The sequence below is a fragment of the Legionella erythra genome (assembly GCF_001467615.1).
Taxonomy (GTDB): Bacteria; Pseudomonadota; Gammaproteobacteria; order Legionellales; family Legionellaceae; genus Legionella_C; species Legionella_C erythra.
Genome location: NZ_LNYA01000024.1, coordinates 34,053 through 46,852 on the forward strand (window position 1 = coordinate 34,053; position 12,800 = coordinate 46,852).

A 12,800-nucleotide genomic window follows, 5' to 3' on the forward strand; every position below is an offset into this window, starting at 1 on the left:
GTGCCAATTCCACCCTGTCTATCCTGAAAATTCCTGCCGTTGCCGGAAACAGAGACAGCGTCGTGTTATCCTGTCATGAGGATTAGCTTCCTGATAACGCGCCTTCCCGCCAGCAGACGTTTAGAGAGGGAATAAACCGTTAGACTGTATGTGAAGTAACAATGGGCATAGTCAGGCTTAAACAATGAAAAACACGACCCCGATACCTGAAATTGCTCGCCTGACAACCGATTTTAACCCCACACTCTTGGTTCGCGTTCACAAAGAGAGAATAAGTACCATTTGTGCTATTTTTTAACTCGTAAATGAGTTTCATTTACGCTAGAATAGAGTACCCTATTTTGGGAAGCAGGGTCGTATGTTAGTAAGTCGTATACATGAATTTCTCATTTTATTTTCAAATAAAGAGCAGCCAACACATCCGAAAGATGCTGCTCTCATTGACGAAATAAAGAACAAATACTCCGGTTTGCCGCCAAATCTTGTAATTCAAGAGCAGGATATCAAGGAGCTGTTGGATTGCTATGCCAGGCGATTGGGGGATATTGTTGATAGTGCTGCAGATTATACCTTTAATACCCCAGGGATTAACCAGCCCTGGATTGAACTGGCTCAGGACCTGGGTCGGGAACTGAAGAAGGGTTATCTCGAAATCCTAATTCCAATGCCCCGGTTTGATCCGGATAATTTTTCCAAAATTTCATCCTATCCCCCCAGTGGTATATTTCTGGGTGATGATGATAAAACCTGGCATAGTGTCGATGCCATTATCAAGCAATTGAAAGTCAGTGGTTTTCTTGCTACGCGGGATGTTCCCAAAGACGTCAGCCCACGCATTTTATCGATAAAAGAATTGTTCCGCCTGCAAAGCAAAACAGGTGAAGGGCTGTCCTTTAATTTTGGCAACAAACTATATAGTAGTTTCTGGGATTATTTACTGAACGAAATTGCACCGGGCTTAAAGAAGCCTGAAAATTATTCCTCGCAATTGCTCATGAGCTTGCTTGAGGTACTCAATGCTGTAGATAAGAAAAATCCCAAGCATCTTCGTTTTGCGTTGCTTAATCTGCAGGCGGAGATTAATAATTGCGACTTGAAACAGGCCAGCAATTTTTATGGTCTTAAATTTAGTTATCAAAATAAACCCATCTACCTCTTTGAAATTTTAGTCGCTTGTTGGAAAAACGAAGAAGATATTGAAGCGAAACTCGCACCTGTGGCGCAATGGTTGGCGACTAAAAATTCTGCATTCATCTCAACTAATCCTGCATTTAATCCTGCCTATGAGACAATAAGCGCCGGGCCTTTTTTTGCCATTGATAAGCTTGCTGAATTGCTCAATCAACTCGATTACAGACCGTATTCGCATCTGAAGGCGCCGTTGCAGCAACTCAAGGAGATGTTGAAAAGAAAATCTACGATCGATGATGAGGTATTGGAAGCGATTGCTGCCCTTTATAAATCACGTTGGGATAGCATTATTGACACGACGAACGACTATCTGCGTCTGACATCGGACGTCAATAAGGCCTGGATCACTCTGGCTCAGCGGCTGGCCGGTGCAGGGCTTATCAACCGAAATTATTATCGCATCCTCATCCCTACGCTTACCCATGATGTTGATCCCATTACAGCGGTTTCACTCATGGCATATCCTCTGACCTCGTTTATTTTATCCCAGGATGGGACCCAGTTTATTTTGCTGACTAATTGTGCCAACCACCATAAAACCCACGGGACCTTTTTTAATTGTAATCCACAGGTTCCTGCACCGCTTACGTTCAAAGAAGAGCAACGCTTAAAGTTCACTGAATTTTATGACGACTATTTGCGCGCAGAAGAAAGCAAATCGGCTCCAGCCATTCAAAAAAGTACTGTCGATGCGTTGGTCAGATTGATCAACGCCGCCCTGTTTCCGACCGGTTTAATTTATGGCAAAAATTATACCGATAAAGAAGCAACGGAAGCGGAAATTGCGTATGGTGAATTCAGTGAATTTGTGAGAAAGCTGCCTGAGGAGGAGCGTGAGCGATTGCTTCAACAAAAAGTCACCTGGCGGCAAGATCGTTACACTGTGTCTAAAATTCTGACGGATATTCAAAAGGGGAATAGCCACCAGGATACGGATCGTGAATGTGTTGCTGTGTATACGAAACATTTAGCTAAACTGGTCTGTGATTACAATCCGCATGCTGAATTAAAAAAATTCAGCGAGTTAGACGTCATGCGGGCTTTTTCCGCTCGCCGGGTTTATCGGGATTATGATGACATTGATGAGCAGGAAGCTACTCGCCGTGTCTTGACGATGATGGTTTCGTTGATGACCCACCAATTTAATCGTGTCTTAGCCGGCAGAACGGTTTTACATTTATGGGATTCCAGTAATGTAGTCACTAAAACAGGCAGTGAACTGTTTACTGCCGCTGAAGAAGCGATTAAAAATGAAACAAATTCCATGCGTTTTGTCTATTCCTCCATTATGGAGAATATCATTACACCCGCTTTGAGCGATGAAAGCATGTTGACAACCTTACTGCGTTCCAGCGATACCCATGAATGGCTGAAAAGCATTAAGAATGGCTCCCTGTTCGATGCCAACTGCACCGCATTTAATCCGAAAACCCTGGTTATTGTGTTATTGGACTTGGCCACTCAAAAGCCGGAGTTAAGAAAGAGCATCGACCCATTTATTGAAGAGGCATTGCATACCTTTGCTCAGGATGAAAATCAACATCACATCTGGATCAGGGTGAATATCAAATTTGCGGAACTGTTAACTAAATTGGGCACGCAAAAGGAGGATGTTTTAAAGAAATTACGCGGTTACAAGCTGGAATCATCAACCCTGTTTTACGAGAAAGTATTCGACTTTTTACTCTACCGCAGTGTTTATCATAAATTGAAAACTCAGCAAGGTGGATTTTTTACACCGGATGTCGATTATGGTGTGCAAACTCTGAAAAGTAAGCTGGGGGATATTAAATTTAACGATTTAAAGGATTTGTCATTTACCGGCGTGTTGAAAAAATTCAGCGAGCTCATCCATTCCAACCCCGATACTAATCCACACAGACTGTTTTTAAACGACTACATCGAAAAAAAACTAGGCCCTAAAATCCCGGAGAAATCAACCCATTCGCTTATATTGTCATCGTAGCAGCAACAGGCTAATAGGAGGAGGATGAGCGCTGATTTATCAACTTTATAAGGCTCTCGTAGCGGCGACCAGAAACGTTGCCCTGCTTGTTTGCAGCGGCAATGGCGCACCCCGGCGCATCCACATGATTGCAGTTTCTAAATTTACACAAGGCCGCCAGTTCCCGGAATTCTCTGAAACCGTAAACGATATCCATCACCGGCATTTGCCATAAACTGAACTCCCTCACGCCTGGCGAATCAATCAAATCACCACCGTGAGGCAGATGATAAAGGCGTGAGTTGCTGGTCGTATGGCATCCCAATTCGGAGCTGGCTGAGATGTCGGCGGTCTGAATCGCGTCCTCCTCCGGTAAAATTCGAGAAATGATGGAGGATTTGCCAACACCGGATTGACCAACAAAGACACTGGTTTCATTCGCCAGTAAAGATTCCAGGCATTCATAGCCAAGGTTTTGTTCGCGGCTGATAAATAGCACGGGGTAATCCAGTGGGACATAAGTCGCTAAAAATTGTTCTTTTAACGTGTCGCAGGGCAAGTCGACTTTATTCAATAAAAGGCAGACTTTCAAGTTCAGGTGTTCTGCCATCACCAGGTAATTATCAAGCAGTGGCCAGTTCAATTCCGGCTTGACCGCCGCAACCACCATCAGTTGGGTGATATTGGCGGCTACCGCACGCGCCATACCCCGTTTATCGGGGCGTTCAAGAACAGTTGTACGGGGATAGCAGCTGACAACCACGCCCTGACTACCCCCCTGGGCCTGCCAGATTACCCGATCGCCTGCGACAAGTGATTCAATATTGGGTCGAATAGAGCAATGCACACGCCGGCCATCGGGGGATTCTATCTCGGCATGGCGGCTAAACCGCGTCAAGACCAGACCTTCTTCACTGTTTGACAAGTCATTGACGACGTCAAGACGGTAACTGGCCTGTATTTTCTGGATGCGGGCGCTTTGTTGTTTATTGATTCGTCTTTTACTCATAAGCAATGAAGTCTATAATGGCTGAAACTGCAGTATGATGGCAAATTTAAAATAAAGACAGCTTTGCGTAAATGTCTCCCTGCCTGTGCACGAGCGCTTAAGCGTAGTGCATGGATCTGTTGGTCTGCCAAATTTTTGCCTTATTGACTTTTTATTGATAAATTTCCATAAAGCAAGTGTATAAAAATAATGGTCTGTTTTCAAAAGAAGCGAGAGTCGTTAAGAAAGGTAGAGAATGAAAGTATATCTGGTGGGTGGCGCTGTTCGTGATCGGCTGCTTGGTTACCCGGTCAGCGAGCAGGATTGGGTGGTGGTCGGCGCCACGCCTGAACAACTATTACAACAAGGCTATCAACAAGTTGGTAAGGATTTCCCGGTTTTTCTGCATCCTGAAACCCGGGAGGAATATGCATTGGCACGCACAGAACGGAAAAAAGGGCCTGGGTATTATGGTTTTGATTGCCATTATGATGTCGATGTAACACTCGAAGAAGATTTATTGCGGCGTGATTTAACCATAAACGCCATGGCCATGGATGAAGACGACCATATCATTGATCCTTATGGAGGGGCAAACGATTTACAGAATAAATGCCTAAGGCACGTATCACCGGCGTTTGCTGAAGATCCTGTGCGGGTTCTGCGCGTCGCACGATTTGCTGCCCGCTATGCAAAGTTAGGGTTTCGCGTCGCGGATGAAACGCGCCTGATGATGTATAAAATGGTTAAAAATGGGGAGTTGCATCACCTGGTTGCGGAGCGGGTCTGGCAGGAATTGCAACGCGCCCTGTCAGAAGACAATCCGGGTGTGTTTATAACGACTTTGCGATCCTGCGATGCCCTGGCAGTTGTATTGCCGGAAATCAATGCCTTGTTCGGTGTTCCCAACACACGCCGTTATCATCCCGAAGTTGACAGCGGCATCCATACCCTGATGGTTTTACAGGCAGCGGTTGAACTCACGGAGGACAATAGCACGCGTTTTGCGGCACTGGTGCATGATTTGGGTAAGGCGGTAACGCCGATGCGCAAATGGCCCAAGCATCACGGCCATGAAGAAAGCGGCGTGAGTGTGATAGAATCCTTATGTCATCGCCTGCGTGTTCCAGCTGAATACCGTAAACTGGCGGTCTTGGTCTCACGCTTTCATTTACTGATCCATCGGGTGGAAGAGCTTCGGCCAGAGACCATTGTTAAAGTGCTGGAGCGAAGTGACGCCTTCCGCAAACCGCTGCAGTTTGACAAATTATTAACCGTGTGCGAAGCAGATTCCCTGGGAAAGGGGAAAAGCGGCTACAGGCAAAGTGATTTTTGGCGGGCTATGCACGCCATTTGCAACCAGATTTCTGCACAGGCTTTGCTAAAAGAGGGCTATCAGGGTGCTGCCATTAAGGGCGAATTGAGCAAGCGGCGCGCGGCAGCCATTAAATTGGATCTTGATTCATGGAAAAATTATGAAAAACAACAATAACTTAATTTGGCTGGATTTGGAAATGACGGGGCTTGAGCCGGAGCGTGATTTCATCATCGAGATAGCCACCATTGTCACGGATTCCCAGTTGACCATTCTGGCTGAAGGACCGGTTATCGCTATCCATCAGCCTGATGAGGTTTTAGCGGCCATGGATGACTGGAATACCCGGCAACATAATCAATCAGGCCTGGTCAAACGTGTGCAGGAATCAACCATCAATGAAGTGCAGGCCCAACAGATGACTATCGATTTTTTGAAGCAGTATCTGGATAAGGGTAAATCCCCTTTGTGCGGCAACAGCATTTGCCAGGACAGACGTTTCCTTTATAAATACATGCCAGAATTGGCGGCATTCTTTCATTACCGTAATCTGGATGTCAGTACGCTCAAAGAGCTGGTCAAACGCTGGCGCCCGCAATTAATGAATGGCGTTAATAAAGAGTCCAAGCACCTGGCCCTGGATGATATTAAGGATTCTATTGCAGAATTAGCCTATTATCGTGAACATTTTATTCATTTGGCGGAAAGTCCATCATGATTGAACGTGAAAAATTAGTCCTGCCCCACGGTGCTGACAAATTGCTGCTGCATTCCTGCTGTGCACCCTGCTCCGGGGAAGTTATGGAAGCCTTGCTTTATTCAGGCATTGATTTCTCTATCTTTTTTTATAATCCGAATATTCATCCTGTACAGGAATATGAAATACGAAAACAGGAAAACATTGCGTTTGCCAAAAAGCACCATATTCCTTTTATTGATGCAGATTATGACAAAGACAACTGGTTTGCACGCGTGAAAGGGCTTGAATGGGAGCCTGAGCGTGGCAAACGTTGCACCGCGTGTTTTGACATGCGTTTCGAACGAACGGCACTGTATGCCCATGAACATGGATTTCCTATTATTAGCAGTTCGCTTGGCATTTCGCGCTGGAAGGACATGAACCAGATTAATGACGCCGGCACGCGTGCGGCCAGTCGTTATCCTCACATTGAATACTGGACTTACAACTGGCGTAAAAATGGCGGTGCCGCGCGCATGTACGAAATTGCCAAGCGGGAAAATTTTTACAAGCAGGAATATTGCGGTTGTGTGTATTCTTTGCGTGATACCAATAATTGGCGTAAGCAAAACGAACGCGATCGGATTAAAATTGGTATTAATTATTACAGTAATGAACAGGATGCATCCGACTCCAGTTCAATTGAGCAATAAGGTAGCGCATGGGGCATCACCACCATCATCACGCCGGCGAAGGACATGCTCATGAGCATCATCATGAGCCGGCTGAATTTAATCGAGCCTTTTTGATTGCCATTATCGCCAATGGTGTCTTTGTTATCATTCAGGTGTTGTATGCATACTGGGCTAATTCAACCAGTCTGCTGGCCGATGCCATTCACAATCTGGGTGATGTGCTCAGTTTGATCCTGGCGTGGATAGCGAATGGACTCCTGAAGCGGTTGCCGACAGAACACACCACTTACGGGATGAAAAAAACATCCATTCTCGCGGCGCTGGCCAACGGGGTTTTGCTGGTTTTTTCCTGCGGCATTATTGCCACCGAAGCGATGTATAAATTGTTCTCGCCATCGGACATTGAAGCCTTGTCGGTGATGATGGTGGCAGGCATCGGTATCGTCGTTAACGGCACTACCGCAGCTTTGTTTATTCGCGGCAGCGATGATTTGAATATCCGCGGGGCTTACCTGCATTTGTTTTATGATGCCCTGATCTCTGTCGGTGTGGTTATTTCGGCTGCACTCATGTACTGGACTCACTGGCTATGGATTGATCCAATGGTGGGTTTGCTGATTGCTTTCATCATCATCAAAGGGACCTGGACGCTTTTTACCGACAGCTTTCGTCTGATTATTGATGCGGTGCCACGCGGCATTTCCTGGGTGGCGGTGCAGCAATTACTGCAGGCGGAGAAAGGCGTCGAACAGGTGCATGATTTGCACATTTGGGCTTTAAGCACCAAAGAAAATGCCCTGTCTGTCCATCTCTGGATGCCTGAACAGGAATTAAGCGATGAGGCGCGTTTGCGTTTGGTTCGGCAGCTGAAAGAAGATCATAATATTCATCATTCCACCATTCAGGTCGAAAAAAGTTTAGCGTATTGCGATGACGCTTGTGCCGGGAATAATAAACCCTGTTCTACCTGATTAACGGTTCAGCAGTGCCTTTCGCTGTCGCCAATCGGGAAGAAATTGATTCATAAAATCCTGGAAGCGATGATTGTGGCTTGCTTCCAGCAAATGCACCAGCTCGTGTACTACCACGTATTCAAGGCAAGCCAGGGGTTTTTCGGCCAGCATCAAACTAAACCAGACACGTGCGGCATTCGTGTTGCAACTCCCCCAGCGTGTTTTCATTTTTTTAATGCCCACGGCTTGTGTTCTTACGCCGATTATTTTTTCCCAGCGAGGAACTAATTCGTCCAATTGCAATTGGAGTTGCTGGCGGCGCCATTGTTGTACGAGAACGGCGCGTTCTTCAAAAGACGATTCGGCTGTGGTATGGAGATACAAAAACGGAGCGTCAAGCGAGCAAAAGGGACGCGTCGAACCCGGCACAATAGTCAACTGGTAGGGGTGGCCAAAAAAATAATGAATTTCACCGTCATGGTATTGCTGCACGGTTGGCAGCGGCTGGGATAAGAAGCGTTGACGGCTTTGCCTAATCCAATCCTGTTTGGCGATGATAAACTGCTCAATGGTTTGTTGATTCATGCATAGCGGCGCGCTGACACGGATGCGTCCATCAGGAGGGTAGACTCTTAAGTGCAAATTTTTTATGGATTTGCGAACTAATTCACAATGCAAGCCGCCAATTTCAAAAACAGAGTGTGTCAAGGGTGATTGCGTCGAATAAATAAAGTGAAGGGTACCACTAATTTGATTAAAAAGCCGCTTGATTTTTGACATGTTTCTACGCAAATAGACTTGTATTTTATAAAGTCCGGTTTACCATAGACTATGACATGACTTTATTGTGAGGATCACATGAAGATTGATTTAAAAGCGAATATTCCCCTTGCCGAGCAAATCAAGGCGTTTTTTATGCACCCGACAAAAGGCGAAAAAAAGGAAGGCGAGGCAAGTGACAAGACGCTGGATTTGGGTGGGTCGAAACTGGGAAAAAGAAAAATTGCTGATTTGCTTGCTATGGTGCAAGCCATCCGGGAGTATGCGCCGTCTACCATTGATACACTGGATTTATCGCACAATGCGCTTCGATTACTGAACGCTGATTTGGCACAGTTAATTGCCGCATTTAAAGATTCCAATATCAAAAAATTGATTTTATGCGTCAATAACTTAGGCTCAAACAAACCTGACGATTTACTGGCTATTGCCGATGCCCTGGCTAAAAGCGGCCTGCTCATGTTTGATCTGGCCAATAATTCACTGCAAACACTGGATTTATATACGCTTGAACAATTCCTGAAACAACTGAACACGCCGAAACTTGAGAGCGTCAGATTAGATGATTCCAGCCTGTCAGGCTTATCCGGTGCCGACAAGGTCGCGCAACTACTGTTTGAAACACTGGGTCAGAAGGTGAAATTCGAGGCGGATGCACAAAAAGAATTAAGCTTCATGGGCCGGGTAAAGCAAAAATACGAAGCCCTGGTCAAAGGGGAATACCCGAATCAAAACCCTTACGCATTTTACCAGAATCAACAAAAGCCAGCCGATAATAGCTCGCCTACCGGCCACAGTAACCGCTTTGTATAAGCCAGCACCCCGATGAAAAGGGTGTTATGGAATGGCGATAAGAAAGGAGAATCAAGTGGATAAGTCAGCCCTCATCATTCGCAACGTGTCCGCACTGACGGGCTCGGAAGTTGCCTCAATTATCTCGTTGTGCAAATTTAATCCCCCTTTGGTGATTAATCAGGCGTCACCGGATAAATTAAAAGAATTTCAGGCCAAGATTAATAACAATGAAGCGATTCCCGCCAGCTTGATTCGAGATGCTGATGTCAGGGATTATATTTTTGCGACCACAAAACAAAATACCGGTGATCATTTGATTCTTCATCTGGATCATAATAAAGAAGATGCAGAAGCTTACATTTTGGGTAAGTTGAATGAATTTGAGCAAGGTCGTCATGTCAGTGTTTTTTACCTGGGTGGCGGCCACGGTGGTGGTTTCAATGGCCAAGTGGATGAAGAAACCAGCGGGTTGAAGAAAAAAACAGTACAAGCCATTATTACCAAACTGGAAGACAAGGGCATGAATACGGGCGCTGCTGTTTTCGGCTCCTGTTACAGTGCGGCATTTACCAATGAATTTCGTGATTTTCTCCTGGATGACGGTATCATGCTTGCGGATTCCGTGGAATGTGGTCATAACGGCTTTGATAATCTGGTTCGCTGGCGGCAGCATGCAGAGAATATCCCTTTCTTCACCCTGGATGAAATCCAGGCTTTCAAAGTCAAACCCAGCGACATGCGGACCAAATTTAACGAACTGGTCGGCATGAATGAGGAGGTGGCCAAAAAACATTTGCTGGAAGCTTATGCCGATCATACCAAAAAAGACCCCACCACGCTGACCTACCAGGGTGTCAAATTACTCCTTGATCAAAATAGCCAGTTGGCGGACACCGTAAAAAACCATCGCACCGACTTGCTGGATAAACAAATTCTGACCTGCAGCACGGAACTGCAAGCGCTGGGTCCAAATCCGGCTCCAGCGGATGTGCAACAGACGCTTGAGCACTACCCCTGGGTCAATGAATATGTGCAGCACGCTATCGAAGCCTGTGCTTACAGCGATAAGACCGATGAATTTGTTGCGGCCTTGATTAAAGAAATTAATCGTTATGAGGCACAACATAACCCGGGTGCCGACGATGATATTTCTGATGCTCTGTTGACCCATTTGCAAACCAAATTCCCCGACGCACCGGGGAAAAACTTTTTTAAAATATTTGAGGATTACGCTAAAACAATGGTCTGCAGTGAAAAATTGGCTGAGTTTAAAGACGCGGCCAATGGATTTAAAAACTATCTGAACACGCAATATAATCCTGATTACGGTGTTCATATTCCTGTCCATGCTTCAGCAAACGATTTTTACAAGCAGGTCGTTGTATCCATGCAAAAGGAGACGGTTACCAGCAAAGTATTAAGCAGCAATGACGACTCGCAATTGATGGAGCTGGATCCCACAACGGGCAAACCATTGCATACTTGCGATGATGCCTACGATCGAGTGAAAAAAGTAATCAATATTATCGGTAAAAATGATCAAATCAACCTGGTGATTGAACACGCCGTCGATACGTTTAATCAATCCAGTGTCATGAGTGAGTTCAATGAAAGTTTTGCTGCCGCCATGCTTGAATCCGCTCGTATACTTAAAGCCGCGCGTGAAGCGCAGGCTATTGTTATAAAACCGCTGCCGATAGACAATGGAGCTGTGGATCATTTGCATGCCCTGAAAGGCCAGTTGGAGAAAATGAAGGGCGATGCCAATGCCGTGGTGGAACAAAACGACAGCAGTGATGATGAGCATCCTAACTTTTAATTGCTACCAGGATAAGCGACAATAATCTGGCAAGCGATGCCGCTGCCAGATTCTTCTTAAAAAAATCCAATATGTATAATTGTTGGCTTATGTGGTATTATTTGCTCATTTTGCGTTAACCCTCAGGTTTAATGCACTGCGATGATTAACCTGAAACGAGTGGATGAATAGATTGTTGTTTAAAAAAACGTTATTAATGATAGGGTTATTGTTGTGTTTAACCACCACGGTAACCCAGGCCCAGCGACTGGTGGCGATTACTATTGATGATCTTCCTTTTGTGGGTGAAAGCAAAAACTTTCATCTCAATAAAATCATTGAAACTTTAAAAGCCAATGGCGTGCCCGCCACGGGTTTTGTCATTGCGAGTGAAGTTACGGAAAACAACATGCCCATGCTTCAGAAATTTCGTGACTCGGGTTTTGGTGTCGGTAATCACACCCTGACGCATGCGAACCTCAATCGCATGGACACCCAAGCCTACATTGACGAGATTAAACAGGCCGATAAAATTTTAAAGCCGGTGTTAACCCGCCCTAAATATTTCCGCTTCCCCTACCTGGTGGTGGGGCAGGGTGAAAAAAAAGAGCGCGTGATGAATTACCTCGCTTTAAAGCATTATCATGTGGCGCCCATCACCATTGATAGCCGTGATTTTGTTTTCAATCAGCTTCTGATGTCGGTTCCCGAAAAAGAGCGGCGCTTTTTTATGGGGGTGCTAAAACCTTGCTATATTGATTTTATCTGGGAGCAGACGCTGAAAGCAGAAGAGCATAACCGCGTCATTCGCAAACCGGATCAACCCCAGATTTTATTGATTCATGCCAATCTGCTGAATGCCTATGCTCTGGAAGACATTATCAATCTTTATCGTCAGAATGGTTATCATTTTGTGAGCCTTGATGACGCGCTCTACCCGGCGCCTCCTGGAAAAACCGGCTCGATCAAGCGTCGGCTCAAGCACTTTTATGATACGCAAATTGAAGAATTCATGGCTTGGGATTGATTAGGCAACGTCCCTGAAGTTTTTTTAAACAAGATTTAATTTTGAATTGAGCACAGATTTTCAATTTCACTTCGATCTGCCCCCTCTCCCGCGATAAGAGTTTTGCTAGTATGATGATGCCTGTCGCGGGAGAGGGTTTGGGGAGAGGGCAATGGACAAATCTATGCTAAGACAACGAGGCCGTAATTTACGCTCAACAATATTTTTTTGCTTGTAGAAATCATGATCATGACGCGTTGGATGCAAGCGATTCTTTTTTGCTTGGTATAACAGCCGTTATCCCATCATCTATTACAATATTGCGGCGATATAACCTTTTTTCGACCAGTTGTTATAACGATTATAAGCACTTTTCCAGTTGCCATAGTCCGGTTGCAAGCCGAGCCATGCAGCACCAGTACGAAGCATCCAACATATTGCTTCCATAAATAGCCGATCATCTTCGCCATGCCGGCCTTTAGGCTTTGGAAGTAATTTTTCTAAGCGAGACCACATCGTCTTATCAATGACCATCCGTGACATTCCCTCTCCCCAACCCTCTCCCGCGAAAGGTATCATCACACTGTGTGACCGGCACATAGGTAACAAAGATGCCTGGTCACATCGGTAACACTACTTTATCATAATTTATTAA

The 12,800-nt window shown here is 45.4% G+C and carries 11 protein-coding genes; 8 read left to right on the forward strand and 3 right to left on the reverse strand.

The features are described from left to right. Nucleotides 1–358 precede the first annotated feature (358 nt). Nucleotides 359–3,157: a hypothetical protein gene (locus Lery_RS06965; protein WP_058526546.1), complete on the forward strand. Its 2,799-nt coding sequence runs from the start codon at nt 359–361 to the stop codon at nt 3,155–3,157. Between the two features lie 10 nt (nt 3,158–3,167). On the opposite strand, the gene rsgA is transcribed toward Lery_RS06965, so the two are convergent. Next, the gene (gene rsgA, locus Lery_RS06970) at nt 3,168–4,145 is read right to left on the reverse strand and encodes a ribosome small subunit-dependent GTPase A (RefSeq protein ID WP_058526547.1); all 978 of its coding nucleotides are present in this window, start codon (nt 4,143–4,145) and stop codon (nt 3,168–3,170) included. Nucleotides 4,146–4,380: 235 nt separating this feature from the next. Here rsgA and Lery_RS06975 point away from each other — a divergent pair, with 235 nt between their 5' ends. From Lery_RS06975 to Lery_RS06990, 4 genes are read left to right on the forward strand one after another with little or no spacing between them, the layout of a single operon-like run. After that, a complete protein-coding gene (locus Lery_RS06975; protein ID WP_058526548.1) occupies nt 4,381–5,616 on the forward strand; it encodes a multifunctional CCA addition/repair protein in 1,236 nt (411 codons plus the stop codon). Continuing rightward, on the forward strand, nt 5,600–6,157 hold the full coding sequence (gene orn / locus Lery_RS06980; protein WP_058526549.1) for an oligoribonuclease: 558 nt from the start codon (nt 5,600–5,602) through the stop codon (nt 6,155–6,157). Before Lery_RS06975 ends, orn begins: the two co-directional genes overlap by 17 nt. Continuing rightward, nucleotides 6,154–6,831, forward strand: a complete 678-nt coding sequence (locus tag Lery_RS06985; RefSeq protein ID WP_058526550.1) for an epoxyqueuosine reductase QueH — start codon at nt 6,154–6,156, stop codon at nt 6,829–6,831. The genes orn and Lery_RS06985 overlap by 4 nt, the downstream gene beginning before the upstream one ends. Nucleotides 6,832–6,839: 8 nt before the next feature. Beyond that, nucleotides 6,840–7,784, forward strand: a complete 945-nt coding sequence (locus tag Lery_RS06990) for a cation diffusion facilitator family transporter (protein WP_058526551.1) — start codon at nt 6,840–6,842, stop codon at nt 7,782–7,784. Here Lery_RS06990 and Lery_RS06995 read toward each other — a convergent pair whose 3' ends face one another. Beyond that, the gene (locus tag Lery_RS06995) at nt 7,785–8,546 is read right to left on the reverse strand and encodes a M48 family metallopeptidase (RefSeq protein ID WP_058526552.1); all 762 of its coding nucleotides are present in this window, start codon (nt 8,544–8,546) and stop codon (nt 7,785–7,787) included. A 78-nt stretch (nt 8,547–8,624) separates the two neighbouring features. Here Lery_RS06995 and Lery_RS07000 point away from each other — a divergent pair, with 78 nt between their 5' ends. The 3 genes from Lery_RS07000 (at nt 8,625) to Lery_RS07010 (ending at nt 12,166) form a co-directional block, all read left to right on the forward strand. After that, nucleotides 8,625–9,359, forward strand: a complete 735-nt coding sequence (locus Lery_RS07000; protein WP_058526553.1) for a leucine-rich repeat domain-containing protein — start codon at nt 8,625–8,627, stop codon at nt 9,357–9,359. Nucleotides 9,360–9,414: 55 nt separating this feature from the next. Further along, complete coding sequence (locus Lery_RS07005) at nt 9,415–11,160, forward strand: hypothetical protein (protein WP_058526554.1); 1,746 nt, start codon at nt 9,415–9,417, stop codon at nt 11,158–11,160. A 196-nt stretch (nt 11,161–11,356) separates the two neighbouring features. After that, nucleotides 11,357–12,166, forward strand: a complete 810-nt coding sequence (locus Lery_RS07010; protein ID WP_058526836.1) for a polysaccharide deacetylase family protein — start codon at nt 11,357–11,359, stop codon at nt 12,164–12,166. Between the two features lie 291 nt (nt 12,167–12,457). On the opposite strand, the gene Lery_RS07015 is transcribed toward Lery_RS07010, so the two are convergent. Then, entirely contained in the window at nt 12,458–12,679 is a 222-nt protein-coding gene (locus tag Lery_RS07015; RefSeq protein ID WP_237759171.1) for a transposase, read from the reverse strand. Nucleotides 12,680–12,800: the final 121 nt, after the last annotated feature.

Excerpts from the sequence above, each read along its gene's own strand:
- rsgA (WP_058526547.1), bottom strand. The coding sequence starts at position 4,145 with ATGAGTAAAAGACGAATCAATAAACAACAAAGCGCCCGCATCCAGAAA.
- Lery_RS06975 (WP_058526548.1), top strand. The coding sequence starts at position 4,381 with ATGAAAGTATATCTGGTGGGTGGCGCTGTTCGTGATCGGCTGCTTGGT.
- Lery_RS06995 (WP_058526552.1), bottom strand. The coding sequence starts at position 8,546 with ATGTCAAAAATCAAGCGGCTTTTTAATCAAATTAGTGGTACCCTTCAC.
- Lery_RS07000 (WP_058526553.1), top strand. The coding sequence starts at position 8,625 with ATGAAGATTGATTTAAAAGCGAATATTCCCCTTGCCGAGCAAATCAAG.
- Lery_RS07015 (WP_237759171.1), bottom strand. The coding sequence starts at position 12,679 with ATGGTCATTGATAAGACGATGTGGTCTCGCTTAGAAAAATTACTTCCA.
- orn (WP_058526549.1), top strand. The coding sequence starts at position 5,600 with ATGAAAAACAACAATAACTTAATTTGGCTGGATTTGGAAATGACGGGG.
- Lery_RS07010 (WP_058526836.1), top strand. The coding sequence starts at position 11,357 with ATGATAGGGTTATTGTTGTGTTTAACCACCACGGTAACCCAGGCCCAG.
- Lery_RS06985 (WP_058526550.1), top strand. The coding sequence starts at position 6,154 with ATGATTGAACGTGAAAAATTAGTCCTGCCCCACGGTGCTGACAAATTG.
- Lery_RS06965 (WP_058526546.1), top strand. The coding sequence starts at position 359 with ATGTTAGTAAGTCGTATACATGAATTTCTCATTTTATTTTCAAATAAA.
- Lery_RS06990 (WP_058526551.1), top strand. The coding sequence starts at position 6,840 with ATGGGGCATCACCACCATCATCACGCCGGCGAAGGACATGCTCATGAG.